We start from the raw sequence: 26,781 nt of genomic DNA, 5'->3' as shown, positions 1-26,781 counted from the left end.
CCTTGCGGTTGGCCAGGGGCAGGTTGCCCATGGCGTGGGATCGAATGGCCGAACGTGGCGCCGTGGCAACGCGTGGAAGAAGCGCATCAAAGATTACGACCAAAATCTAAAATGTCAATGCTTTGATGATAGGTGACATCAAAGTATGCTGGAGCTCTCCCCAGCCCGAACACCCCACGGAGGGTCCAACGATGAAAGTGACCAAGGCACAGGCGCAGGCCAATCGCGCGCACGTCGTCGAAACAGCCTCGTTGCTGTTTCGCGAGCGCGGTTATGAAGGGATCGGCATCGCCGACTTGATGGCCGCTGCCGGGTTCACCCACGGTGGGTTCTACAAGCAGTTCCGCTCCAAGGCGGATCTGATGGCCGAGTCGGCCGCCTGCGGTCTGGCCAACATCGCCGCGCAGTCCGAGCACGTGGACAAGCCCGATTTCGTGAACTTCTATCTGTCGCGCGGGCATCGCGATAGCCCTGCCACCGGTTGCACGATGGCTGCGCTGGGCGCCGACGCCGCACGTCAGCCACAGGAAGTGCGCGAAGCGTTTGCTGTGGGGGTCGAAAACCTGTTGGCTGCGCTCGACCGCAGCGGCGCTGCGCCCGGCACTGCCGAGGCGACGCAGGAGCGCGCCAGCAACCTGGACATGATGGCGCACGCCATCGGCGCCATCGTGCTGTCGCGGTCGTGCCCGGACGATTCGCCACTGGCCGACGAAATCATTGCGGTGTGCCGCGACCGGGTGCTGTCGTCGTTGCAACCGTCCAACTAGCCGAGAGCGATCCATCAGCGCGCCGCGTATCGCGGGTTTGGCCGGTAAGGAGCGTTTGAGCAATACACACATGCCTGACACGCCACGTAACGCGAGAGCGTTCGTGCAGATCCCTCGGGAGCGTCATCTGCCTGGCGCGCCGCCGCTGCATCGCGAACCTGCAAACACGCAAACGACCCTGGCAAGCGTTGCAGGCGATCGACACCGTCCATTTCAGGCCGACGCGGGCACGCCTGCTGCCGCAACAACTCAAGAAGCCTTGCACCGCAATCGCCGCTGGATTCCGCACCGCTCAGCCATCTCACTCAGCCGCAGCGCGACGCCAACCGGTCACTCACCGCTATCAGGGGCGCCGTGATCGGCGGCGTTCATCCAGACAGGAGAAGACAATGACCTTCACTGCATTGCTCGCCACGCAAACCAACGACATCGTCGTGACCAAGCGCGTGCAGTTCGACGACGACGACCTCATGCCAGGCGAGGTGACGATCGCCGTCGAGTACTCGACCGTCAACTACAAGGATGCCTTGGCGATCACCGGACGTGGCCCGATCATTCGCCGCTTTCCGCTGATTCCCGGTATCGATCTTGCCGGTGTGGTCGACGCGTCCAGCTACCCCGGGATTGCGACGGGAGACCGGGTACTGGTCAATGGTTGGGGCCTGAGCCAGACCCATCACGGCGGCTATGCGCAAAAGGCGCGGCTGCCCGGCGACTGGCTGATCAAGATTCCAGCGGCGTTCTCCACCCACGATGCGATGGCGATCGGCACGGCCGGCTATACCGCCATGCTGGCGGTGATGGCGCTGGAGCACGGCGGGCTGACGCCCGAACGCGGCGACATCCTGGTCACCGGCGCAAATGGAGGCGCCGGTTCGGTGGCCATCGCCTTGCTGGCAGGGTTGGGGTATCGCGTGGTCGCTTCCACCGGCCGGCCGGAACAGGCCGCATATCTGCACAGCCTGGGCGCTGCCGAGGTCATCGACCGCAGCACTCTGTCCGAACCCGGCGCGCCGATCAGCAAGGAGCGCTGGGCAGGCGTGGTGGATGGGGTGGGCAGCCACACGCTGGCCAATGCGCTTGCGCAGACGCAGTACCGCGGCGTGGTGACCTCGTTCGGCATGGCACAAGGCGTTCAATTGCCCGCCTCGGTGCTGCCTTTCATCCTGCGCAACGTCACGCTGGCCGGCATCGATTCGGTCAACGCGCCGCAGGCGGTACGCCTGCAGGCGTGGTCGCGTCTGGCGCACGACCTGGAGCTGGGCAAGCTGGCATTGACCACCACGACCATCGCTCTGGCGGAGGTGGCGCAGACTGCCGCCCAGCTGCTGGACGGCAAGGTGAAGGGGCGCACGGTCGTGGATGTGAACGCATGAGCGCGCCAACTGCATCGCGTGCATTCCGCTACCTGGCCACGCTGTCGGCACTGTTGTTTTTTGCATTGGGCGCGGCCTGGCTGCTGGCGCCTGCAAGCATGCTCGCCAACTGGGGCGTCGCCTTCGACAGCGATGCGCTGGGCGTGGTCGGCCGACGCGCCGCGCCGATGTATGCGGCCATCGGCGTGATGCTGTTGCTGGTGCGCGCTGCGCCGCCATCGCCGGGGCGCAGCGCGGTGATTGCCGGCTTTGCCACCGCGTGCCTGTTGCTGGCAGTGTTGGGCGTGTCGGAATGGGCGGCCGGGCATGTCAACGCCGGTATCTTCCCGGCGGTTGCCATCGAAATCGCGTTTCCGCTGGCGTTTTTGCTGGTGACGCGTGCCGAAGCGGTGCAGCGACGCGCCAACCACGCGCGTTGATCGAGGCATGACGGCACCCGGTGGGTACCGTCATGCAATCGATGGGCATGCGCAGGTGCCATGGGTGGCTGACCCACGGTGCTGGGCACCCGGCAATCCAGGATGCTGGCGGAGTGCAGCAGCTGCGGAGGACGCGCGAAGGCCGGCTGACCGCACCGCAGCCCACCGTTTACGCAACAGCTGTGTCAGCCACGCGAAGCGCGGTGTCCGCTCATTTCCTGCCCGGCGTTCTTGTCGAAGCGCACATGCCACCAGGTGGCGCTGAGCGAAATCAGGCTGACCACGCAGAACGCGAGCGAAAAATCGCGTTGCGCCGGTTGGGTGTGATCGCCGGCCAGCATCGCCAGCTTGAGGATCATCGCGCCGGCGCACACGCCCACCGACAGCATCAGTTGCTGCAAGGTGGTGTACAGGCTGCTTGCGCGGCTCATGCGCGCGCCGGGCACGTTTTCGTAGGCGATGGTGTTGTAGGCGGCGAACTGGAACGACATGAAGGCGCCGCAGCACAGCAGCAGGCCGAACATCAGCGCCGGCGGCCAGTCGGGCCGGAACAGCGCACACACCATGTAGCCCAGGCTGGCGAGGATGCCGTTGCCGATCAGGCTGTTGCGGTAGCCGAAGCGGCGCAGCAATTGCGGAGTGACGCTGCGCATCAGCAACGCGCCGAGTGCGGTGGCCAGAATCAGCCGCCCGCTGTGTGCGGCGCTGAACCCGAAGCTGATCTGGAACAGCAACGGCAGCAGGAACGGGTGCGCCCCCTGGGTGATGCGCATCAGCGCACCGCCGATCACCGACAGCCGGAACGAGTCGATGCGCAGCAGGGTCAGATCCAGCAGCGGCGCCGGGTGGTGACGCGCATGCCACAGATAACCCACGGACGCGGCGGCGCCGATGGCCAGCAACCAGCTTGCCATGCCGATGCCGTCCTGCTGGCTGACCATTTCCAGGCCGAACAGCAGGCAGCCCAGCGCCGTGCCGCACAGCACGAAACCACGCAGGTCGAAACGTGCCGGCGCGGTTTCGGTGGGAATTTCCGGGATGAAACGGCGTACCAGCAAAAAGCCGGCAATGCCGATCGGCACGTTGATGTAGAAGATCCAGCGCCAATCCAGATACGACACGAAAAAGCCGCCCAGCGGCGGGCCCAGCATCGGGCCGATGAAGGCGGGGACGAGCGTCCATGCCATCGCCGACACCAGATGGCGGCGCTCCACGGTGCGCAGCAGGATCAGCCGTCCCAGCGGGGCCATCATCGCGCCGCCGGCGCCTTGCAGCACGCGTGCGGCCACCATGGTGGGCAGGCTGTCGGCCAGCGAACACAGGATCGAGCCACCCACGAACACCCAGATCGAGGCGCCGAACACGCGGCGCAGGCCGAAGCGGTCGGCGATGGCGCCGCTGGCCGGGATCAGCACCGCCAGCGCCAGCAGATAGCTGGTCATGGCGATGCTCATCGCCGGCGCGGCCACGCCGAAGTCGCGCGCCAGCGTCGGCAGCGCGGTCGCCAGCACCGTGGCGTCCATCTGCTCCATGAAGATGGCGCACGCCAGGATCAGCGAAATGATGCGGTAATCGGGATAACGCGGCGGCGTCACGCCGGCCTCGGACACGCTGGAAGACATCGGACTCTCGGTTGCCGGGCCGTGTCCACGGCACCTGACAGCGCTGGATCGGCCCGCGTCGCACGGTGTTGTGCGGCGCAACATATGCATTGTCCGCCGGTGTGGCGCGCGGTTCAAGCGCGTGTCGGCAACGCTGCGTGCGTTTGAGAGCGCGGTTGCACGCTGGCTGGCGGGCGAGCCGCTGGGTGGCGTAGGCACGGTGGGTCGGTCTTCAAGGGCTTGATGAAGCGCGCTGGATCGCTGGCTCTTTGTCGCCATGGTCCTGTTCTCAGCCGAAATGGAGCTGCCAGCGTTCGTCGTGCGGCAGCGTGTACGGCGAAGCGACCGTATTGCGTGAGGGCGATGTCGGGGGACGAGGGGGACGATGGTTGAGTCGTACCCTCATCCGGCGCTACGCGCCACCTTCTCCCGTGGGAGAAGGGAAGTGATGTGCATGCCGATCGTGGCTCGCTCGCGAGCACTCACCGCCCAGCATCTTGCACCATGTAACAAGCAGCAAGTACCAAGCAGCAAGTACTACGTACCACGCAATATGCAGCTTGAAGCGCTGGATCAGCGCTGCGCGCTCCGGCTGTCCCAGGCGTCCTTGATCTCCAGGATGCGTGGCAGGGCATTGCGGAAGTGCTGCACCAGGCGCGGTTCCAGTTGCTTGCCCGACATGCTTTCGAGCTTGCGCATTGCGTCTTCTACCGTCCACGGCGCCTTGTATGCGCGCCGTCCGCACAGTGCGTCGAAGACATCGGCCACTGCGATGATGCGGGCCGATTCCGGAATTGCCTCGCCGGCCAGGCCGCTGGGGTAGCCGCTGCCGTCCCAGCATTCGTGGTGATGCAGCGCGATTTCGGCGGCTAGCTGGAAAACCGGTCCACGGCCGTGCCGCAGCAGGTCGTGCCCGGCCTGCGGGTGCTGCCGCACCACCGAGCGTTCGTGTTCGTCCAGTGCGTCAGGCTTGTGCAGGATGCTGCCGGGCACGGCGATCTTGCCGGCGTCGTGCAGCGGCGCGGCATCCTGCAGTGTCTGCGCCTGTTGCGGCGACCAGCCGGCGGCTTCGGCCAGCACGCGTGCATACACCGCCATGCGCCAGATATGCGCGCCGGTGTCAGCGTCCTGACCCTGGCCTGCAGTGCCCAGCAGATGGATCGCATCGCGGTATTGCTGTGCCAGGCGCGCGTTTTCGGCCAGCCTGAGCTGGGTGTTGATGCGTGCCTTGAGCAGGGCCGGCGAGTATGGCTTGCTGACGTAATCGGCCGCGCCGGCGTCCAGCCCGGCACGCTCGTCGTGTTCGCTGTTGCGCGAGGTCACGAACAGGATCGGGATGGCATTGCTGGAGGGATGTTGTTTGAGCGTGCGTGCCACCGCGTAGCCATCCATGTCCGGTAGCTCGACGTCCAGCAGGATCAACGCAGGCGCATGCCGCGCCACCGCATCCAGCGCTTCGCCGCCGGTCTTGGCGAACACCAGCGGGAAGTCGTCACGCAACAGCTGGCGCAGGGTCGCCAGGTTGCTGGATTCGTCGTCGACACACAGCAGGGGACGGGACGGCATGGGAAGTCCTTGCCGACGGCACGCGAGATCGCCGTCAGCGTGGGTGGGTGGCCTGCCAGTCGTGCAGGGTGGCCTGGGCACGGCGGAAGTCGAAATCTTCCACGGCGCGTTGCAGTTCTTCCTGCAACGTCGGTGGCAGATGCGGCGCACACGTCAGCAGCGCCTGGTCGATCTTGTCGGCGTCGTCGGTGGACAGGGCGGCCTCCAGGATCTGCAGGCTGCTGGCGTCCAGTGCGACATCGTCTTCGTTGGCTGCTGCAGTGGCTTGGTCGTGTTGCAGAAAGGCGCCAATCGCCTCGGCGGTGCGGCGCATGACGTCCTTGAGCGCGATCAGCGACGCACTGATGTCGTGACCGTCTTCGATGCGCGTTTCCAGGTCGCTTGCCGCCCCGGCCAGTGCCGGCAGCGCCAGCGACCCCGCCGCACCGCGCAACTTGTGCGCCATTGCGCCGATGGCCGACAACTCGTTGCGGCGCAGGTGCTCGGCCGCGACCTCGGCCGGGTCCGGATTGTCGCGCAGCAGCTTGCTCAGGTAACGCGCATACGGCTCGCGCTCGCGCCACAGGCTGCGCGCGCGCGCAGCGTCCAGCAGCTCGGGGTCGTCGTGCTGCCACTCGGGGCCGTTGGCCAGGTCGGTTTCGTGCGGCAGCGAGGGAATGCGCTTGATCCCGGGATGCATGAAGTGACGAATGGCGGTGACCAGTTCCTCGACGTTGAATGGCTTGGCGATGAAACCGTTCATGCCTGCCTCCAGCGCTTTTTCCTGCTGCGGGCGGAACGCGCCGGCGGTCAACGCGATCACCGGCAGGCTGGCCAGGGCAGGGATCTGCCGTAGCCGCCGGGTGGCCTCGTAGCCATCCACCACCGGCATCTGCACATCCATTAACACCAGATGGAACAGATCCGGCGCGCGCTTGAGCGTGCTGACCGCCTGCTCGCCGTCGTGGGCGACGGTGACCATGGCGCCTTCGCCTTCGAGAATGCGCTGCGCCACTTCGCAGTTGATCTCGCTGTCGTCGACCAGCAACAGGTGCGTGCCTTCGAGCCGTCGGCTCACGAAGGTAGGCGTGACCGGGCGCGCGCCCGGGCGCTCGTCGACCAATTGCTCCACCAGGCGATGCAGTGCGGCGCTGGTCACCGGCTTGGTCATCACCGCGTCCAGATCCTGTTGTTCGGGATGCTGCTCCAGCAGCCGCCGCTCGTAGGCGGTGACCATCACGATCACCGGATGCGGGCCAGGGGCGGCACGTGCACGGATTTCGCGTGCGATCGCCACACCGTCGATGTCGGGCATGCGCCAGTCGAGCAGGAAGATGTCGTACGGCTCGCTGGCCTTTTCGATCGCCTGCAGCGCGGCCTGGCCGCTGGCCACTGCGTCCACGCGCCAGCCCAGGTCGGTGGTGATGCGCACCAGATTGCTGAGCGCGGCATCGTGGTCGTCGGCGATCAGCACGCGCGGCATCGCTTCCGGCGGCAGCGCAGGCAGGTCCTGCTGCGTCTTGGGTGGCGCGGCCTTTTCCAGGGTCACCACGAAATAGAACTCGCTGCCGCGGCCGGGCACGCTTTCCACTTCCAGCTCGCCGCCCATCAGTTCGATCAGGCGTCGGCTGATGGTCAGCCCCAGCCCGCTGCCGCCATAGCGCCGGCTGGTAGAGGTGTCGGCCTGCAGAAACGGCGAGAAGATCAGGCTCTGCTTTTCCTTGGAAATGCCGATGCCGGTGTCGCGCACCGAGAACAGCAGCTTGACCTTGTTCGGATCGCCGCTGGGGAAGCGTCGCACCGACAGCACCACTTCGCCCTGCTCGGTGAACTTGATCGCGTTGCCGACCAGATTGACCAGCACCTGGTTGATCCGCAGCGCATCGCCCAATAGCCAGCGGCTGTCGCGCGGCAACGGCTCGACGATCATCTCCACCGGTTTGGCGCTGAGCGAGGAGCGCATCAGGTCGGCGATGTTGTCGAACAACTGATTGAGATCGAACGGTGCGCGTTCCAGATCGATGCGCCCGGCCTCGATCTTGGAAAAGTCCAGGATGTCGTTGATGATTTCCAGCAAGGTACGTGCGGAGCGGTCGATCTTGGTGACCATGTCCTGCGCCGCGCCAGGCAGCTCGCTGCGCTGAAGCAGGTATAGCATGCCCAGGATGGCGTTCATCGGCGTGCGGATTTCGTGGCTCATGTTGGCCAGGAAATCGGACTTGGACTGATTGGCGCTCTTGGCCGCATCCATCGCCAGACGCAGCTGTTGTTCGTGCATCTTCTGCTCGGTGAGATCCACCGCAACGCCGAGGTAACCGATCACCTGATCGTTGTCGTCGCGCAGCGTGCTCAAGGTCAGCAGCACCGGCAGGCGGCGACCGTCGTGACCGACATAGGTCCATTCGCTGGTGTCGCTGCGGCCCAGGCTGGTGAGGGCGGCCACCGCTTCCAGCGTGTGCGCCACCGGCACCCCGGTCTGCTCGGACAGCAGGTGCGCGCGTTCCTGCAGTTCTTCCGGTTCGACGAACTGGCTGGCCTTGCGCCGGCCGATCACGTCCTCTGCGTGATAGCCGAGCAGCTTTTCTGCGGCGCGATTGAACAGCGTGACAAAACCGCTGGAATCGGTGGCGATGATGGCGTACCCGGCATGCGCCAGGATCGCGCGCTGCAGGACCGAGAACTTCACCAGTTCGCTGGTGCGCTCGGCCACCTGATGTTCGAGCGAGGCATTGAGGTCGAGGATGCGTTGATGCGAGCGCACCCGCTCGGAAATGTCGCGGAAAAAATGCGAGTGCCCGCTGAGCGTGCCATCCGGTTCGATGATCGGCGCCTTGCTCGCCAGCACATGCACGTGATGACCATCGCGGTGCCGCATGCTCTGCGCAGCCGAGGGATTGGCCGGGAACGCTTCATCGGCGTGGTCGATGCGCGGCATCGCATACGGTTGCGGCGACAGCAGCAGGGTCAGGTCCTGGTCGATCGCATCCTCGGCGGTGTAACCGAACATCGCTTCCGCGGCCGGATTCCAGTGCGTGATGCGGCCATCCGGGGTTTCGGCCACGATGGCTTCGCTGGAGTGGCTGACCAGTGCGGCCAGCTCCATCTGCTTGCGCAAGACTTCTTCGCGGCGCAGCCCGTTGCTGAAGTACAGCCCCAGCAACGCAGCAAACAAGGCGGACGCTGCCATGACCAGGCTGCCCACCAGCCACGGCGAGGTCTGATTGAGCGATGCCACAAAGCTGGCCGTGGGGTGGGCGGTGATGATCCAGGTGCGCCCATAGATGGGCAACTGTTGCACCACCGGCCGCCAGCGCGCGCTGGCGGCGGCCGGGGTGCCGCTGCGGTAGAAGTTGTGCGTGGGCTCGTTGCGGTCGGACAGGTCCAGCGCTACGTCGTCGCGTTCGCCCAGCGCGCTTTGCACCATCTGCTCGACGCTGAAAGGCGCGTACACCCAGCCGTTGGTGGCAGCCATGCGCTGCTGCGGCGTTTGCAACGGCATGCCTTCGCGATACACCGGCAACACCACCAGAAACCCGCTCTCGGTGGGGACGCGATAGCCCGAGAGCGAGATCGGCGAGGTCATGATCGGCTCGCCGCTGCGCGCGGCCTGCAATGCGGCGGCGCGGCGGCGGGGTTCTGACGCGATGTCCAGGCCGATGGGACGGTTACCCGAGGACTCCGGTTCGAAGTACAGCACGATGTAGCGCTCCCCATCCCACGGTGCCAGCACGCGGCGATGGATATCCGGCGCACCGTCGGCGCGCGCGGTCTGCAGAAACGCCTCTTCATCGGCAGGCGCAACCCGATGGATATAGCCATAGCCCAGTACGCCGGGAAACTCGCGTGCGTAATCGCGCGAACGGCTGTACAGGGTGAAGCGTTCTCGACTGATCACCCCGCTGCCGGCACCGATCACCGCGCCGCGGGCGCCGCGCAAGCCGTGCTCGAAGGTGTACATGCGTTCGCTGATGTTGCGCGCCAGGGCACGCACGACATACTGGAAGCGTTGCTCGCGCTCGAGCTCGTTATGCCGCTGCAGCCAGACACCGGTCACGATGGCGGCGATCAAACCTGCGGTAAGGATCAGCAGTGCGCTGATAAAGGCGCGGCGCCCGTATTTCCTGCGCAGATCCCAGCGGCCATTCGGCATTTTCGTTCCTTCGCCTTGCCTGTTGCGTGCCCAGTGTGCTGGCCGACGGCAACGTCGACCTCGTGGTACCGCCTGACGATCATCCGGCTGCGTGCAGTGTCCCCCAGTCGCTGCATGCCGGCCTGTTGGGCGATCAACGTCATTTCAATGCATCAGAACGATAGCCAGATCGATAATGCGTGAAGGGCAAGGCCGATCAATCCACCGACCAAGGTCCCATTGAAGCGAATGTATTGCAGATCGCGGCCCACACCCAATTCCAATTGTTCGACGAGGTGACGTTCGTCCCAACTTTTCACTGTCGATGCAATATGGTCGGTCACCGATGCACGCAGGCGCGTGGTGAGTTTGTCGGCTGCCTGCAGCATATGCTGGTTGAGTGCGTCACGCAGCGACGGATCCTGCGCCAAGGCCTGGCCGAGCGATTGCATGGAGCGCTCCATGTGCGCGGCCATCGACGAGTCCTCACGTGCCAGATCGTTGCGCAGCGCATCGCGGATCTCGCCCCACAGGCCCTGCACGTATTCCTGCAGCGCGGGATGTTCGATCGCACGTTGCTTGAGTTCTTCGACGCGCGCAGCCATGTCCGGCTCGTCGCGCAGGCGCGCGATGTAGCCTTGCAACCACGCTTCGTAGTCGAGCCTGATTGGATGCTCGGGCGTTTTGAGGATGTCCTGCAGTTCTTCGATGGCCGCCCGCGCCATGCGGTCGGCCAGGCTGTCGCCGATCTCCTCGATCGGCTTGACCCAGTTCACCGTGCCGACCAGCTTGGGCCACTCGCGGCGCGCATACCGCACGATCAACGCAGACGCGCGCGTCTTGACCTGCTCCTGGTCCAGCCATTCGCCCAGCCGCAGCAGCACTTCGTCCAGCAACTTCTGATGGCGCCCGTCGGTGGTCAGCAAGGCCAGCACATCGCCGACAGTGGCGGCGGCATTCCATTTGCGCAGGCGGTCGACCACGAAGCGCTGGATGGCGCGGCGTACCGCGGCTTCGTCCAGCAGCTCCAGCGCCTGCAACATCCAGCCGCGCGCCATCTGCGCGAGCATGCGCGCCTGCTCGGGCTTGGCCAGCCATTCGCCAAGGCGGGTGGCGGGGTCGAACACGCGCAGTTTTTCCATCAACGCGGCCGGGGCGAGGAATTGGTCGCGCACGAATACCGCCAACCCGTCGGCCAATCGTTCCTTGCCGCGCGGCAGGATGGCGGTGTGCGGGATCGGCAGCCCCATCGGGCGGCGAAACAGCGCCACCACCGCAAACCAGTCGGCCAATGCGCCGACGGTGGCCGCTTCGCAGAAGGCCGACACCCACGCCCAGATGCCTTGCTCGCCCATCAGGTGACTGACGACGAAGCCGGCGAACATCGCCAGCAGCAAGGCCACCGCCAGCAGCTTCATGCGCTGCAGCTGGGCGCGACGGGGATCGATGGGGCGGGGAGTGCCGAGACTGGGTTCCATCCCCGAAGTGTACCCAGTCGTTTGACCAGGGCATGTCCACGGCAGATGGCGCGGTCGCACGCGGTTGGTGGTGGCCGAGCATCCTGTGCCTGTGCTCCAGCTGCGCTCGCAACGGGGCGAGCAGGTATCTGTTGCCTTTGTAGGAGCGCACCCGGGCGCGAGGGGCTTTATCGGGACTGCCTGTCGCGCCCAGGTGCGCTCCTACGGGATGCGGTTGGCGGGAGGGGGCGCTCAGCCGCACAGGTGTAATCGCTGCGCTTGCAACGGAACGACCACGAGACTCTTGCCGTTGTAGGAGCGCACCCGGGCGCGAGGGGCTTTATCGGTACTGCCTATCGCGCCCAGGTGCGCTCCTACGGGATGCGGTTGGCGGGAGGGGGCGCTCAGCCGCACAGGTGTAATCGCTGCGCTTGCAACGGAACGACCACGAGACTCTTGCCGTTGTAGGAGCGCACCTGGGCGCGAGGGGCTTTATCGGGACTGCCTGTCGCGCCCAGGTGCGCTCCTCCGGGATGCGGTTGGCGGGCGGGGGCGTGCTCAGCCGCACAGATGTAATCGCTGCGCTTGCAACGGAGCGACCACGAGACTCTTGCCGTTGTAGGAGCGCACCTGGGAGCGAGGGGCTTTATCGGGACTGCCTGTCGCGCCCAGGTGCGCTCCCACGGGATGCGGTTGGCCGGTGGGCGCGCGCTCAGCCGCGCAGGCGCTCCAGCTGCGCCTGCAATGCCGTTACCTTGGCCTGCAACGCGGCGTTTTCGTTTTCCAGTTCGGTGACGCGGCGCTGCAAGGCCTTGACGTCGCGGCGCTCGGCTTCGCCGCCTTCGGCCTCGTCCGGCTTGGGCTTGCGCTTGGCGTCGCGCACGCGCTTGGCGGCCTGCTTGAGTTCGGCCTTGCCGGCCTGCGCGGCGGCGCGCTGTTCGTCTTCCGACAAGGTGGCCACGGCGGCCGCGGCGCTGATCGAGATCTCACCGGCCTTCACTGCCTGCACCACTTCCGGTGCGGCCTGTTTGTGGATGCGCTCGATCATCACCACCTGGTTGCTGCTCAGGCGCGCTTCGCGTGCCAGCTCGGCGCGGCTCACCGGGGTGGAGGTTTCCTCCCACGGTGGGCTGTCGGTGTCGTCGGCCACACGGGCCGCGCTGTCGTCCAGGCCGGTGTCGGCTTGTTCGGCGTCCACCACCGGCGCTTCGGCGGCGGCATCGGCGTCGCGCTGGCTGCGCTGGCGTGCGGCCAGGATCTCGCGCTTGCGCAGCGCCAGTACGCCGCGCTGGAAGTCCGACACGCTGCGCCGGCCAAGATGCTGTTCGATCATCCACAGGTGCACGTCCTGCATCGAGGTAAAGCGCGGGTTCTGCACGGTCTGGAACGGCAGCCCGTGCTTTTGACAGATGCCGTAGCGGTTGTGGCCGTCCACCAGTACATCGCCCCACAACACCAAGGCATCGCGACAGCCTTCGGCCAGCAGGCTGCGCTCCAGCGCCTCGTGCTCGTCGGGGGTCAGCGGGTCGATGTAGGCCTTGAGTTCTTCTTTGACAACGAGGTTCATGTGGCAACTGCGGGGGAGTACGGGGCCGGCATTGTAGAGAGCCTGCTCCGGCTTTGCGCGCTTGACGTGGTACCCGCGCCGTGACACGCGAGCGACGTCGGGCGCGGCCTCGACGCGCCGCGGTGGGGCTGGCCAGCAAATCGGCGCGTGTGCCGGGAGCCAGTGCGACGCGGCCATGCGGCCTCGATCAGTGACCGCCTGTCACCGGCTGCAGCGCACTCCTGCCGGCCGCCGCACTAGTCCACCTGGCGCAGGATGCCGGCCAGGATCTCGACCATCTGCCCGATCTGCTCGGCGGTGACGATCAACGGTGGCGACAGTGCGATCACATCGCCGGTGACGCGCACCAGCAGGCCGCCGTCGTGGAAGCAGCGCTCGAAGACCTCATAGCCGCGTGCGCCGGGCGCGCCATCGCGTGGCGCCAGCTCGATCGCACCGATCAGGCCGATGTTGCGGATATCGATCACGTGCGGCAGCCCGCGCAAGCTGTGCAGCGCGTCTTCCCACTGCGGCCCCAGCGTGATCGCACGCGAAAACAACCCTTCCTCGGCATAGGTGTCCAGGGTCGCAATCGCGGCCGCGCAGGCCAGCGGATGGCCGGAGTAGGTATAGCCATGAAACAACTCGATGGCGTTTTGCGGCCCGTGCATGAAGGCGTCATGGATCGCATCGGCCACCAGCACCGCGCCCATCGGCACCGTGCCGCTGGTCAGCCCTTTGGCGGCGGTGATGATGTCGGGCGTGACGCCGAAGCGCTGCGCGGCAAACGCCTCGCCCACGCGGCCGAAGCCGGTGATCACCTCGTCGAACACCAGGATGATGCCGTGGCGGTCGCAGATGGCGCGCAGCCGTTGCAGGTAGCCGTCCGGCGGCAGGATCACCCCGGCCGAGCCGGACACCGGTTCGACGAACACCGCGGCGATGGTGGAGGCGTCGTGCAGGGTGATCAGCCGCTCCAGGTCGTCGGCCAGTTCAGCGCCGTGCGCCGGCAGCCCCCGACAGTAGGCGTTGCGCTGCAGGTCCAGGGTGTGGCGCAGATGGTCGGTGCCGGCCAGCAGCGGGCCGAACCACTTACGGTTGTTGGGCAGCCCGCCGATCGACATGCCGCCGAAGCCGACCCCGTGGTACGCCTTCTCGCGGCCGATGAAACGGGTGCGCTGGCCTTCGCCGCGCAGGCGGTGGTAGGCCAGCACGATCTTCATCGCGCTATCCACCGCCTCCGAGCCGGAGTTGGTGAAGAACACATGGCCCAGGCCGGGCGGTGCGATGGCGGCCAGGCGTTGTGCCAGTTCGAACGGTAGCGGGGAGCCCATCTGGAAGGTCGGGGCGAAATCCAGCGTGCCGGCCTGTGCGCGAATCGCCGCCACGATGCGCTCGCGCGCATGTCCGGCATTGCAGCACCACAGGCCGGCGGTGCCATCCAGGATCTGCCGGCCGTCGACATCGCGGTAATGCATGCCCGCGGCGGAGGCGAGCAGGCGAGGACGCGCCTTGAACTGGCGGTTGGCGGTGAACGGCATCCAGAATGCATCCAGCTGCGGCGTCGCCGCCAGCGCGCCGGCGGTATCGTGCGAAGGGTGGTCGTGCATCGCGGTCTTCGTGACATGGATGCCACGACTCTACGGCAGCCTGTGCGGTGGCGGTCACCCTGGCCGACCGCGGCACCGCACCAGCCGGGCCGGGCGGGGCGCGCGATCTAGTCCATAAGAACTAGTCAATTAGTCGCAAGGCCTGCCGCTAACGTCAAGGAAGGCTTGCGTGGCGCGGCTGTGGCAGCGCGATGGAACGCTGCGAGGCGATGCCGAGCATTGCAATGACGCGAGGATCGCCGATGATGCGCCAGACCGGCGCCCGTCGGGGCTGATTGTTGTCGCCGGCCTGATCGCAGCACGCCACTCCATCGCAGCCGTCAATCGTATTCATCGCAGTTCATCGCACTTTTATTTGGGGGAAATGGGAATGACGCAAGGGTCCACCGTGGCGACAGCCAGCGGCGCTGACGCCGGTCTGCTGTCCAAGGAGCGCATCGTTGCGCGTCCGGGGTTCAATCGTTGGCTGGTGCCGCCGGCTGCATTGGCGATCCACCTGTGCATCGGCATGGCCTATGGCTTCAGTGTGTTCTGGCTGCCGTTGTCCAAGGCGCTGGGCATCACCGAGTCGATCGCGTGTCCGGCCGACATGGGCCTGTTCGCGCGCATGGTGGCGACCACCTGCGACTGGAAGATCAGCGAGCTGCAGTGGATGTACACGCTGTTCTTCGTGCTGCTGGGCTGTTCGGCGGCGATCTGGGGCGGCTGGCTGGAACGCGCCGGTCCGCGCAAGGCCGGCGTGGTCTCGGCGCTGTGCTGGTGCGGCGGCCTGGTGATCTCGGCAGCCGGCATCCACTTCCATCAGATCTGGATGCTGTGGCTGGGCTCGGGCGTGATCGGCGGCATCGGTCTGGGTCTGGGCTACATCTCGCCGGTGTCCACCCTGATCAAATGGTTCCCGGACCGCCGCGGCATGGCGACCGGCATGGCCATCATGGGCTTCGGTGGCGGCGCGATGATCGGCAGCCCGCTGGCCGATGCGCTGATGCGCCACTTCGCCACGCCGACCTCGGTGGGCGTGATGGAAACCTTCCTGGTGATGGCTGCGCTGTATTTCGTGTTCATGATGGCCGGCGCCTTCGGTTACCGCGTGCCGCCGAGCGGCTGGACGCCCGCCGGCTGGACCGCGCCGGTAGCCAGCAACAACGCCATGATCACCGCCAATCACGTGCACGTGAAAAAGGTCTGGGGCATCCCGCAGTTCTGGCTGTTGTGGGGCGTGTTGTGCCTGAACGTCTCGGCCGGTATCGGCGTGATCGGCATGTCCTCGCCGATGCTGCAGGAAGTGTTCGGCGGCCGCCTGATCGGCGTGGATATCGGCTTCGGCAGCCTGGATCCGACCCAGCTGGCCAGCATCGCGGCGATCGCGGCCGGCTTCACCGGCCTGCTCAGCCTGTTCAACATCGGCGGCCGTTTCTTCTGGGCCAGCATGTCCGACAAGCTCGGCCGCAAGAACACCTATACGCTGTTCTTCGTGCTGGGCATCTGCCTGTATGCGGCGGCGCCGTCGGCCGGTGGCGTGGGCGGCATTGCGCTGTTCGTGGGCATCTTCTGCATCATCCTGTCGATGTATGGCGGCGGCTTCGCCACCATTCCGGCGTATCTGGCCGACCTGTTCGGCACCCAGATGGTGGGCGCCATCCATGGCCGTCTGCTGACCGCCTGGGCCACCGCCGGCATCCTGGGCCCGGTGGTAGTGGGGTACATGCGCGAGTACCAGCTGGCGCACGGCAGCCCGCCGTCACAGGTCTACAACACCACCATGTACATCCTCGCCGGCATGCTCGTGCTCGGCCTGATCTGCAATCTGTTGGTGCGCCCGGTGGCCGCGCGTCATTTCATGACGCCGGAAGAACTGGCACGCGAAAAGCAGCTGGCGCACGAGAAGGTCGACCGCAGCGGGCATGCGGTGCTGCCGCCGGAACAGATGGCGCGCATCGGGCATGGCGGCAATCCCGCGCTGGTCGCGTTCGCTTGGCTGGCGGTCGGCATCCCGATGGCGTTCGGTATCTGGGTGACGCTGCAGAAAGCCTTCGTGCTGTTCCATTGAGGTGAGATGACCAGTCCGTCTTCCCGCGCAGTGCGCCCCGGTAGTGTGGTGCGCACGGTGGTGCGCCACCGTGGCGGTCGCGGTGCCACGGTGCAGGACATGGTGGCGGCCGAAATGCCGGTTGCCCTGATCTATAACCAGGTGCCGTTCGCGGTGATGATGGCCACGCCGGAGGACCTGGAGGATTTCGCGCTCGGCTTCTCATTGAGCGAGGGCATCGTTAACCATGCGCAGGACCTGCGCGTGGTCGCGGTGGAAACCTTTCTGGAAGGCGCTTCGTTGCAGATCGAAATCCCGCCCGAGCGCGCGGCCGCGTTGGATCAGCGGCGGCGCAACCTGGATGGACGCAGCGGTTGCGGCGTGTGCGGCAACGAATCGATCGAGGCGGTGCTGCGCGTGCCGCCGCGGCTGCAGTCGACGCTGCAGATCGATGCCGATGCATTGGCGCGTGCGCTGGACGCGTTGCATGCGCAGCAGCCGATTGCCGCGCAGACCGGCGCGGTGCATGCGGCCGGCTGGGCCGATGCGCACGGGGTGGTGCAGCTCGTGCGCGAAGACGTCGGGCGCCACAACGCCCTGGACAAATTGATCGGTGCATTGGCGCGCGCGCGCATCGATGCATCGCAAGGGTTTGCGGTGGTCACCAGCCGCGCCAGTTACGAAATGGCCATGAAAGCCGCGCAGGCCCGGATTCCGCTGCTGGCAGCGATTTCCGCGCCGACCGCGCTGGCGATCAACCTGGCCGACAGCGCGGGACTGACCCTGATCGGGTTTGCCCGCAATCACGATTGTGTCGTTTACAGCCATCCACAACGCCTGGATCTGGGCGTTGCCGTGGGAGAGCCCGCATGAGCAAGAAAACCATCAAGCAGTACGACAATCCCGCGGGCGGCTGGGGCGCATTGCGCTCGGTGGCCAAGCACCTGATGGAACAGGACATCGCGGTGCAGGGCGCCAAGACGCTGCTGCACGCCAACCAGCCGGACGGCTTCGATTGCCCGGGCTGCGCCTGGCCGGATCGCGACCATACCTCCACCTTCGAATTCTGCGAAAACGGCGCCAAGGCCGTGGCCGCTGAATCCACCGCGCGCCGCGCCGGGCCGGAACTGTTCGCCTCGCACAGCGTCAGCCTGTTGTCGCAGTACAGCGACTACTGGCTGGAAGGGCAGGGCCGGCTGACCCAGCCGATGCGCTACGACGCCGCCACCGACCACTACGTGCCGGTGAGCTGGGACGACGCGTTTGCGCAGATCGCCGGCCATCTCAACGGACTGGCGACGCCGGACGAGGCGATCTTCTACACGTCCGGGCGTACCAGCAACGAAGCGGCGTTTTTGTATCAATTGTTCGTGCGCGAATTCGGCACCAACAACTTCCCGGACTGCTCCAACATGTGCCACGAACCGTCCGGCACCGCGCTGCGTTCGCAGATCGGCGTGGGCAAGGGCACGGTGTCGCTGCACGATTTCGAACTGGCCGATGCCATCTTCATCTTCGGCCAGAATCCCGGCACCAATCACCCGCGCATGCTCGGCGAGTTGCGCCAGGCCTCCAAGCGCGGCGCGGCGATTGCGGCGTTCAATCCGCTGCGCGAGCGCGGGCTGGAGAAGTTCGCCGACCCGCAGGACAAGCTGGAGATGCTGCACAACGGCTCCACCCGCATCGCCTCGGATTATTTCCAGCTCAAGATCGGCGGCGACCTGGCGGCATTGAAGGGCATCATCAAGCATGTGCTGGAGCGCGATGCGCAGGCCCAGCGCGACGGCACGCCGCGTCTGCTGGATCTGGATTTCATCGCCGAGCACACTGCCAATTTCGAGGCATTCGCTGCCGATGTGCATGCAGAAAGCTGGAGCACCATCGTCGAAGAGTCCGGTCTGGACGAGGCGGCGCTGCGCAAGGCCGGCGAGATCTATCTGAAGGCCGAGCGCGTGATCGCCTGCTGGGGCATGGGCATCACCCAGCACAAGCACTCGGTGGCCACCATCCACATGATCACCAACCTGCTGCTGCTGCGCGGCCACCTGGGTCGTCCCGGCGCAGGCGTGTGCCCGGTGCGCGGGCACAGCAACGTGCAGGGCGACCGCACGATGATGATTTACGAAAAACCGCCGGCCGCATTCCTGGACAAGCTGCAGTCGGTGTTCGGCTTTGCGCCGCCACGCGAAGACGGCTTCGACACCGTCGGCGCGATCGAAGCGATGCTGGACGGGCGCGGCAAGGTGTTCTTCGCGATGGGCGGCAACTTTGCCGCCGCCACGCCGGATACCGACGCCACGCATCGTGCGCTGCGTAACTGCAAGCTCACCGTCCACGTCACCACCAAGCTCAATCGCAGCCATCTGGTACATGGACGCGATGCGCTGATCCTGCCGTGCCTGGGGCGTACCGAAATCGATATCCAGGACGCCGGCTCGCAGGGCGTGACGGTGGAAGACTCGATGAGCATGGTGCACCTGTCGGCCGGCATCAATCCGCCAGCCTCGCCGGACCTGCTGTCCGAGCCGGCGATCGTGGCGCGCATGGCCGAAGCCACCCTGGGGGCGCGCAGTGCGATCCGCTGGCGCTGGCTGGTGGGCGACTACGATCGCATCCGCGACCTGATCGCCCAGGTGTTCCCGGACTTTGCCGACTTCAACCAGCGCGTGCGCACGCCGGGCGGCTTCCGCCTGTCCAACACTGCGCGCGACCGCAACTGGATCACGCCCGAACAGCGTGCGGTGTTCAAATCGCATGCGGTGCCCACCGACAACCCGATCCATCGTGCGCGGCGTTCGCGTGGCGATCAGATGGTGTTTACGCTGGCCACCACGCGCTCGCACGACCAATACAACACCACCATCTACGGCCTGGACGACCGCTACCGCGGTGTGTTCGGCGAGCGCCGCGTGCTGTTCATCAATGGTGCCGACATCGCGGCACTGAACATGAAGGCCGGCGACTGGGTGGACCTGGAAAGCCTGTGCGAGGACGGCGTACGCCGCGAGGCGCGGCGTTTCCTGCTGGTGGACTACAACATCCCGCGTGGCTGCCTGGCGGCGTACTACCCGGAAACCAACGCGTTGGTGCCGCTGTCCAGCTTCGCCGACGAAGCGCGCACGCCCACCTCCAAGTCGATTCCGGTGATCGTGCTGCCGCATCGCGCCGAGACTGCCGATGCGGCGCCGCGCGATATCGGAGCGGTGCTTGTCCGCTGATCCACAGCTCACAGCACAGTTGCTCACCGCGCTGGCTGACACGCCCGACGGCGTGTCGCTGGCGCGGCTGTGCAAACAGCTAGGCGTGCGCATGAGCGTGCTGTTGCGAACACTGGCCTGGCTGGGCAGTGCCAGTCTGGATGGGCAGCCCGGTCCGGGCTGGATTCGGGTGGAAGACCGCAATGAGCGGCAATTTGCAGTGTTGACGTCCGCTGGGTTGGCAGCGCATGTGCAGCGCGGGATGGCGCCAGCGCCGAACGTCGACTAAGCAATGTGCTGGTTGCCCAGCCACCATCGTGGGATCGTTGGCGGCTAGGGTTGAAAGCTTGGTCAGTTGAAGGCGCGGTGCCCTCACCGCTTGCGGGACACGCCGTGAATCCGTCCGTGGAGGCTCGATGGCGGCATCCATGCCGCCAACGATCCCGCAAGCGGCGAGGACACCGCACCAGACAGTTGGCTGGCAGCTTTACTGAAAACCCTGCACACCGACCATCTTGACTGGCCCTTGCCCGCTCACCGTCGCGGGACCTTACGCGGCATGGATGCCGCGTAAGAGCTTACAAGGACGTACTTGCAGCGTGTCCTGCGATGGTGGGCGGGCAAGGGCCCTGCAGCAAAGTTACAGCGGTGAGGGCGCGGTGCCCTCGCCGCTCGCGGGACACGCCGTAAACCCGTCCATGGGGGCTCGATGGCGGCATCCATGCCGCCAACGGTCCCGCAATCGGCGAGGACATCGCGCCAGACAGTTTGCTGGCTGTTTTGTTGAAAGCCATGCATACCGACCATCTTGACCAGCTCTTGCCCGCCCACCGTCGCGGGACCTTACGCGGCATGGATGCCGCGTAAGAGCTTACAAGGACGTACTTGCAGCGTGTCCCGCGATGGTGGACGGGTGAAGGCCCTGCAGCAAACTCACAGCGTCGAGGGCGCGATGCCCTCACCGCTTGCGGGACACGCCGTGAATCCGTCCGTGGAGGCTCGATGGCGGCATCCATGCCGCCAACGGTCCCGCAATCGGCGAGGACATCGCGCCAGACAGTTTGCTGGCTGTTTTGTTGAAAGCCATGCATACCGACCCTCTCGACTGGTCCTTGCCCGCCCACCGTCGCGGGACCTTACGCGGCATGGATGCCGCGTAAGAGCTTACAAGGACGTACTTGCAGCGTGTCCTGCGATGGTGGGCGGGCAAGGGCCTTGCAGCCAAACCGCAGATCATCGGCTCTACAAGTGACCTATCTGCTTTGTATAAACGCCTCTTACGTGCGGCGGGTCCCGCGATGCTAGGCGGCAGACGAGGACCCTGCAGCCAGGTCGCAGACCATCCGCTTCGCAAGTGATCTATCCGCACTCCGATTACCCCCAAGACAACCGAGATCTCATTGCCTTGCTGTCGACAAAACAAGCGGTCACGTCTGTAACTTTTTGCAGGCAGGTTGGCCTGCGCAAACCACTGCTGTGATCTGCCAGAATCGGCCGTCTTGTCTTGTCTGGATGCCGATCAACGATGACTGCCGCCGCGCCGCTCGCCACACCCATCAATTCACCCGCGCGCGTGCTGTTCGCCAGCCTGATCGGCACCACCATCGAGTTCTTCGATTTCTACATCTATGCCACCGCTGCGGTGCTGGTGTTCCCGACCTTGTTCTTTCCTGCCGGCGACGGCAGTGCGGCGATGCTGCAGTCGCTGGCGACCTTTGCGGTGGCCTTCATCGCGCGTCCGGTGGGCTCGGCCGTCTTTGGCCACTTCGGCGATCGGGTAGGCCGCAAGGCCACCTTGGTGGCGGCGCTGTTGACCATGGGCCTGTCCACGGTCGCCATTGGTCTGTTGCCCGGCTATGCGCAGATCGGGGTCTGGGCTCCGCTGCTGCTGGCGCTGTGCCGGTTCGGTCAGGGGTTGGGCCTGGGCGGCGAGTGGGGCGGAGCGGTGTTGCTCGCCACCGAGAACGCACCGCCGGGCAAGCGCGTGTGGTACGGCATGTTTCCGCAGCTGGGTGCGCCGTTGGGCTTTCTGCTGTCCACCGGCACCTTCCTGGGGATGGGCGCGCTGCTGGACGATGCGGCCTTCATGCAATGGGGGTGGCGGGTGCCGTTTCTGGCCAGCGCCCTGTTGGTGATCACCGGCCTGTGGGTACGCCTGAGCATCACCGAAACGCCGGACTTTCAACAAGCCCTGGATCGCAAGACGCGCGTGCGGCTGCCGCTGGGTACCGTGATCTCGCAGCACTGGCCGGCGTTGATCATTGGCACGTTGGGCGCGTTCGCCACCTTCGTGCTGTTCTATCTGATGACCGTGTTCGCGTTGGGCTATGGCACAAAGACGCTGGGCTACGACAAGGAACAATTCCTGCTGCTGCAGATGGCCGGTATCGTGTTCTTTGCGCTGGGCATCCCGCTGTCGGCCAGGTTCGGCGATCGGCACGGCGCACCGTTGGCGATGATGCTGGCCAGCGTCGCCATCATTGCGTTCGGGCTGGCGTTTGCGCCGTTGTTCCAGGCCCATCACCCATTGCAGGTGTTGGCCTTCCTTGGGCTGGGCTTCTTCTTCATGGGGCTGACCTATGGTCCCTGCGGCACCTTGCTGGCGGAGTTGTATCCCACCGAGGTGCGCTACACCGGCGCGTCGTTGTCCTTCAATCTGGCCAGCATCCTTGGCGCGGCACCGGCGCCGTACGTGGCCACGCAATTGGCGGGACGCTACGGGGTGCAGGCGGTGGGTTACTACCTTGGCGCAGCCGCGGTGCTGAGCCTGCTCGCGCTGATGGTGGCGCGGCGTTCGCGTCGCTCGATGCTCTTCGATACGCGATTGCGGTAAGCGCGGGTGTCGGCCTGAGATGGTGGGTGATCGCTAACGCCTGGTCGCGCCCCGCTGCGTTCCTGCGGTGCTGGAGAAGACGCACTTTGAGCTGCGTCCAGGCCAGCGGCCTTGTTGGTGCGGGCGTGCGGCGCTCAGCTCGCCAGGCGCACCTGGTTGCGCCCGCCGGCCTTGGCCAGGTACAGATATTTGTCGGCTTCGTTCAACAGGTGGTGCAGCGACTGGTCGCCTTCGGTCGCGATGCACACGCCGATGCTCACCGTCATGCTCAGCGTGTCGTCGCCGATGCGCACACGTAGCGCACTGATGCTTTCGCGCAGGGCTTCGAAGTAGCTGGTGGCATTGGCTGCATCCAGCCCTGGCACCAGCAGGCAGAATTCTTCGCCCCCGAAACGCGCCACCAGGTCCTGCGGGCGGGCATGCCCGGACACCGATGCGGCCACCGCGCGCAACGCCTGGTCGCCGGCTTCGTGGCCCCAGGTGTCGTTGATGTGCTTGAAGTGGTCGATGTCCAGCATGGCCGCGGTCACCGTCTGGTCCTGCGACAGCAACTGCGGGATCACCCGCTGGCTCTGTTCCAGGAAATAACGCCGATTGGGCAGGCCGGTGAGGAAATCGCGGGTGGCCAGGTCCTGCAGCGTACCGATCAATTCCAGCTGGTCCACGTTCTGCGAGACGCGGCAGAAGAATTCTTCACGCGAGAACGGCTTGCGCAGGAAGTCGTTGGCGCCGTTCTTCAGGAAGCGCGGGATCAGCGACGAGTCGCTGTTGCCGGAAATGCCGATCACCGCAACCTTGTCGCGCGAGCGCAGCGCCCGCAACCGGCGGGTGAATTCCACGCCTTCCATGCCCGGCATTTCCTGGTCGACGATGGTCAGGCGGATGCCGGGGTCGCGTTCGATCGCTTCCAGGCCGGCGGCGCCGTCGGCGGCCAGCACCACGCGGTAGCCGTACATCGACAGCAGGGCGGCGGCATACGTGCGAGCAGACAAGGAATCGTCCACCACCAGCGCGCCGATACGGCGATTACGTTCAAGGCGCTGCACCAGCCAGGCCAGATATTCGATGCTGCCCGGTGCGTTTTTGAGCACGTAGTCGATGATCTGCTGCTGCAGCACGCGCTGGCGCAGATCCTCGTCGTACACGCCGCTGACCACCACGGTCGGCAGGTTGCGCGAGAGGAAGAACTCCACCACCTTGTCACGGTCGCCGTCGACCAGCACCAGGCCGGTCAGGACCAGGAACCAACCGTCTTCTTCGTCGAGCACGCGTGCGGCTTCGGCCAGGGTCGATACGACCGTGACCGGCAGTTCCACACGTTGCTCGATGGCTTCGCGCAGCATGCTGGTGAACGTGCGCGAGTTCTCCACCAGCAACACGCGTTGCGGCAGGACTGCGCTCTCACTATTGCGATGTAGGGTACCTGGGGACATCGGCTGGCCGTGTGGATCGAACCGTCAGATCAGCTAACGGCTCTGCTCGTCAAAACTTGAGCGCTTCGTCGCAGCTTGCGATTCTCCCGGTGGCGGTCACCACAGCGCATCGCGCAGGCGGTACCAGCTCATGGCCGCCACCAGCAGCGGGGTGCGCAGCCGCTGCCCGCCAGGGAACGGGCGGTGCGGGATACGTGCAAACACATCCAGTCGTTGGCTCTGGCCGGCGATGGCTTCGGCGATCACCTGGCCGGCCAGACCCGTGGCCGCCACGCCGTGGCCGGAGAAGCCCTGGGCGAAATACACATTCGGCGCGAGCCGCCCCCAATGCGGCGCGCGGTTGCGCGAGATGTCCACATAGCCGCCCCAGACGGTCTCCAGCTCCACATCGCGCAGCTGCGGGAAGACGGTGTGCATGCGCCGGGTCATCAGGCGCTGCAGGCCTGGTGGCGGGCGCGAGGAATAACTGGCACGCCCGCCGAACAGCAGCCGGTGATCGGCGCTGAGCCGGTAATAGTCCAGCGCCCAGTTGGTATCGGCCACCGCCATGTCGTTGCCGATCAGGGCACGCGCACGCGCCTGGCCCAGCGGCGGGGTGGCACCGACATAGGTGCCGACCGGCATGATGCGCTGCTCCAGCGGCGCGGCGATGCCGTGCAGCAGGGCGTTGCCGGCAATCACACCGAAGTCCGCGGTGACGCTGCCCTCGGCGGTGTGCATCGTCACCTGTGCACCAGCGTCCTGCCGGGTCACCGCCGCGTCCTCGAAGATGCGCACGCCGGCCGCCAGCGCCGCCCGCGCCAGGCCGAAGGCGTAGGCCAGCGGATGCAGATGGCCGCTGGCGGGGTCGAACATCGCACCCAGATACAGCGGGCTGTCCAGCATCTGGCGGGTGCGGGCGCGGTCCCACCACTCCAGCGGATAGTCGTAGCGCTCGGCCATGCGCACGATGCCGTGCTGCAGTGCCCGCACCTGGCGCGGCTTGAGCGGGACATGGGCATGACCATCGCGCCAGTCGCAGGCGATGGCATGGCGCGCGATGCGCTGGCGCAGCAGGCGCATGCCATCGCGCGAGAAATCGAACAGCAGCCGCGCATCTGCATCGCCGACCAGTGCTTCCAGGGTTTCCTGTTCGCAGCCGTAGCCGACGATGGCCTGGCCGCCGTTGCGACCGGAAGCGCCCCAGCCGATGCGCCGTGCCTCCAGCACGACGACCCGGTAGCCGGCTTCGGCCAGTACAAGCGCTGCGGTCAGGCCGGTATAGCCGGCACCGAGAATGCAGACGTCGGCGTGTTCGGCGCCGCGCAGGCGTGGCTGCGCGGGCAGGGCAGGTGCGCTGTGCGCGTACCAGCTGTCCGGATAGCCGCCAACCGCGGTGTCGGCATGCGGCAGCGGGTTGGCCGGGCTGCCCATCACACGGTCCGCAGATACCGGGCGTAATCGATGTCCGGCACCAACGCCTGATAGTCGAGCAGCTCGCGTTGCTTCTGCTGCCCGAACACATGCCGGAACTGTGTGCCCAACTGCGTGCCGATGAACTCGCTGGACACGAACGCATCGACCGCGCCCTGCCAGGTGCGTGGCTCGAAGACCTCTTGCGCATAGGCATTGCCGCTGATGGGCGGCGTGGGCTCGGCGGGTTGCTGCAGGCCATCCAGGATCGCCGCCAGCACCGCGGCCGCGGCCAGATACGGGTTGGCATCGGCGCCGGCGATGCGATGTTCGATACGCGTGTTGCGGGCATCGCTATGCGGGATACGCAGCGCCACGGTGCGGTTGTTGAAGCCCCAGCTGGCATCCAGCGGCACGAAGGCGTTGCTGACGAAGCGTCGGTAACTGTTGGCGTGCGGGGCAAACAACAGCAGCGACGCGTCTGCATGCCGTTGCAGCCCGGCAATGGCGTGGCGCAGGCTCTCGGCAGGCATCCGGGCCGGGCCGGCCAGCACGTTGTGCCCGTCGGCATCGAGCAGGCTGACATGCAGGTGCAGGCCGCTGCCAGCCTGCCCGGGAAAGGGCTTGGCCATGAAGCTGGCCAGCATGCGTTGCTGCTGTGCGATGGCCTTGATGGTGCGTTTGAGCAGGATCGCCTCGTCGCAGGCGGCCACCGCATCGGCGCGATGCTGCAGGTTGATCTCGAACTGGCCCGGTGCGTACTCGGCCACGGCAGTATCGGCGGGAATGCCTTGCTGGCGGCATGCAGCGGTGACCGCATCGGTAAAGCCACGGTGATCGTCCAGGTCCTGCAACGCATACACCTGCGTGCTGTCGCTGCGGATGCCGGTGACCGGGTCGCGCGGCGTCTGCGGGCGTCCCTGCGCATCGGGCACCGCATCGAACAGGTAGAACTCCAGCTCCACCGCCACCACCGGGGTCAGCCCGAGTGCGGCAAAGCCGTGCACCACCCGCTGCAATACTGCGCGCGGTGCGACCTCGAACAGGCTGCCGTCCGGCGTGTGCATCGCCAGCAGCAGCTGCGCCATGGGCTGCGGCGCCCACGGTACCGGGCGCAGCGAGCCGGGGATCGGCCGGCAGATGCGGTCGGCATCGCCGATGGCATAGCCAAGCCCGGTTTCTTCCACGGTGTTGCCGGTGATGTCGGTGGCGATCAGCGACATCGGCAGGCACACGCCATCGCGGTAGACCTTGTGCAGCGCATCGGCAGTGACGCGCTTGCCGCGCAGCACGCCGTTGGTGTCGGGCAACAACAGGTCGACGGAATGGCAGCCTGCGATGCGCGCCAGGGTGGCGGCATCGGCAGCGGGCAGCGATGCGACGGAAGTCTCGGAAGCCATGGGCACCACCTGCGAAGTCGCCGCCCAGCCTAGCAAAGCACGCGTGA

At 66.2% G+C, this 26,781-nt stretch carries 18 protein-coding genes and 1 pseudogene; 8 read left to right on the top strand and 11 right to left on the bottom strand.

The window, feature by feature from the left end:
- Positions 1–191: 191 nt before the first annotated feature.
- From VZ068_RS12430 to VZ068_RS12420, 3 genes are all read left to right on the top strand, one after another.
- Positions 192–767, top strand: a complete 576-nt coding sequence (locus VZ068_RS12430; protein WP_259160819.1) for a TetR/AcrR family transcriptional regulator — start codon at positions 192–194, stop codon at positions 765–767.
- Positions 768–1,156: 389 nt separating this feature from the next.
- Positions 1,157–2,143 carry an MDR family oxidoreductase gene (locus tag VZ068_RS12425; protein WP_349655478.1) on the top strand — a complete coding sequence of 329 codons (987 nt, stop codon included), beginning with the start codon at positions 1,157–1,159 and terminating at the stop codon, positions 2,141–2,143.
- On the top strand, positions 2,140–2,562 hold the full coding sequence (locus VZ068_RS12420) for a hypothetical protein (protein WP_349655477.1): 423 nt from the start codon (positions 2,140–2,142) through the stop codon (positions 2,560–2,562). The genes VZ068_RS12425 and VZ068_RS12420 overlap by 4 nt, the downstream gene beginning before the upstream one ends.
- Positions 2,563–2,747: 185 nt before the next feature.
- On the opposite strand, the gene VZ068_RS12415 is transcribed toward VZ068_RS12420, so the two are convergent.
- From VZ068_RS12415 to VZ068_RS12385, 7 genes are all read right to left on the bottom strand, one after another.
- Positions 2,748–4,184 carry a DHA2 family efflux MFS transporter permease subunit gene (locus VZ068_RS12415; RefSeq protein ID WP_259160817.1) on the bottom strand — a complete coding sequence of 479 codons (1,437 nt, stop codon included), beginning with the start codon at positions 4,182–4,184 and terminating at the stop codon, positions 2,748–2,750.
- Between the two features lie 552 nt (positions 4,185–4,736).
- Entirely contained in the window at positions 4,737–5,729 is a 993-nt protein-coding gene (locus tag VZ068_RS12410; protein ID WP_259150746.1) for an HD domain-containing phosphohydrolase, read from the bottom strand.
- Positions 5,730–5,763: 34 nt separating this feature from the next.
- Positions 5,764–9,858, bottom strand: a complete 4,095-nt coding sequence (locus tag VZ068_RS12405) for a CHASE domain-containing protein (RefSeq protein WP_349655476.1) — start codon at positions 9,856–9,858, stop codon at positions 5,764–5,766.
- Between the two features lie 152 nt (positions 9,859–10,010).
- Positions 10,011–11,315, bottom strand: coding sequence for a DUF445 family protein (locus VZ068_RS12400; RefSeq protein WP_259160813.1), 1,305 nt, complete (start codon positions 11,313–11,315; stop codon positions 10,011–10,013).
- 691 nt (positions 11,316–12,006) lie between these two features.
- Positions 12,007–12,861, bottom strand: a complete 855-nt coding sequence (locus tag VZ068_RS12395; protein WP_259160812.1) for a plasmid replication/partition related protein — start codon at positions 12,859–12,861, stop codon at positions 12,007–12,009.
- A 236-nt stretch (positions 12,862–13,097) separates the two neighbouring features.
- Positions 13,098–14,450 (bottom strand): aspartate aminotransferase family protein, encoded by a 1,353-nt coding sequence (locus VZ068_RS12390; RefSeq protein ID WP_349655475.1) that lies wholly within the window; start codon positions 14,448–14,450, stop codon positions 13,098–13,100.
- Between the two features lie 154 nt (positions 14,451–14,604).
- Positions 14,605–14,784 (bottom strand): hypothetical protein, encoded by a 180-nt coding sequence (locus tag VZ068_RS12385; protein WP_349655474.1) that lies wholly within the window; start codon positions 14,782–14,784, stop codon positions 14,605–14,607.
- Between the two features lie 36 nt (positions 14,785–14,820).
- On the opposite strand from VZ068_RS12385, the gene VZ068_RS12380 reads away from it, so the two are divergent.
- The 4 genes from VZ068_RS12380 to VZ068_RS12365 are packed head-to-tail and all read left to right on the top strand — an operon-like array spanning position 14,821 to position 19,965.
- Complete coding sequence (locus VZ068_RS12380) at positions 14,821–16,500, top strand: OFA family MFS transporter (protein ID WP_259160809.1); 1,680 nt, start codon at positions 14,821–14,823, stop codon at positions 16,498–16,500.
- 6 nt (positions 16,501–16,506) lie between these two features.
- Complete coding sequence (fdhD, locus tag VZ068_RS12375) at positions 16,507–17,352, top strand: formate dehydrogenase accessory sulfurtransferase FdhD (protein ID WP_349655473.1); 846 nt, start codon at positions 16,507–16,509, stop codon at positions 17,350–17,352.
- Positions 17,349–19,697, top strand: a complete 2,349-nt coding sequence (locus VZ068_RS12370) for an FdhF/YdeP family oxidoreductase (RefSeq protein ID WP_349655472.1) — start codon at positions 17,349–17,351, stop codon at positions 19,695–19,697. The genes fdhD and VZ068_RS12370 overlap by 4 nt, the downstream gene beginning before the upstream one ends.
- A complete protein-coding gene (locus VZ068_RS12365) occupies positions 19,687–19,965 on the top strand; it encodes a hypothetical protein (RefSeq protein ID WP_349655471.1) in 279 nt (92 codons plus the stop codon). Before VZ068_RS12370 ends, VZ068_RS12365 begins: the two co-directional genes overlap by 11 nt.
- Before the next feature lie 361 nt (positions 19,966–20,326).
- On the opposite strand, the pseudogene VZ068_RS12360 reads toward VZ068_RS12365, so the two are convergent.
- Positions 20,327–20,567 (bottom strand): annotated as a pseudogene (locus VZ068_RS12360) (hypothetical protein); the annotation flags it as partial.
- A gap of 634 nt (positions 20,568–21,201) precedes the next feature.
- Between VZ068_RS12360 and VZ068_RS12355 the strand changes: the two are divergent.
- Positions 21,202–22,509, top strand: a complete 1,308-nt coding sequence (locus tag VZ068_RS12355; RefSeq protein WP_259150729.1) for an MFS transporter — start codon at positions 21,202–21,204, stop codon at positions 22,507–22,509.
- A 134-nt stretch (positions 22,510–22,643) separates the two neighbouring features.
- Here VZ068_RS12355 and VZ068_RS12350 read toward each other — a convergent pair whose 3' ends face one another.
- The 3 genes from VZ068_RS12350 to VZ068_RS12340 form a co-directional block, all read right to left on the bottom strand.
- Positions 22,644–23,942: a diguanylate cyclase gene (locus VZ068_RS12350; RefSeq protein WP_259150727.1), complete on the bottom strand. Its 1,299-nt coding sequence runs from the start codon at positions 23,940–23,942 to the stop codon at positions 22,644–22,646.
- Positions 23,943–24,038: 96 nt separating this feature from the next.
- Positions 24,039–25,355: an FAD-binding oxidoreductase gene (locus VZ068_RS12345; protein ID WP_349655470.1), complete on the bottom strand. Its 1,317-nt coding sequence runs from the start codon at positions 25,353–25,355 to the stop codon at positions 24,039–24,041.
- Positions 25,355–26,734 (bottom strand): glutamine synthetase family protein, encoded by a 1,380-nt coding sequence (locus tag VZ068_RS12340; protein ID WP_349655469.1) that lies wholly within the window; start codon positions 26,732–26,734, stop codon positions 25,355–25,357. The genes VZ068_RS12345 and VZ068_RS12340 overlap by 1 nt, the downstream gene beginning before the upstream one ends.
- Positions 26,735–26,781: the final 47 nt, after the last annotated feature.

It is taken from the genome of Xanthomonas sp. 10-10, assembly GCF_040182365.1.
GTDB classification, from domain to species: domain Bacteria; phylum Pseudomonadota; class Gammaproteobacteria; order Xanthomonadales; family Xanthomonadaceae; genus Xanthomonas; species Xanthomonas arboricola_F.
This window is presented reverse-complemented; position numbering and strand designations above follow the sequence as displayed.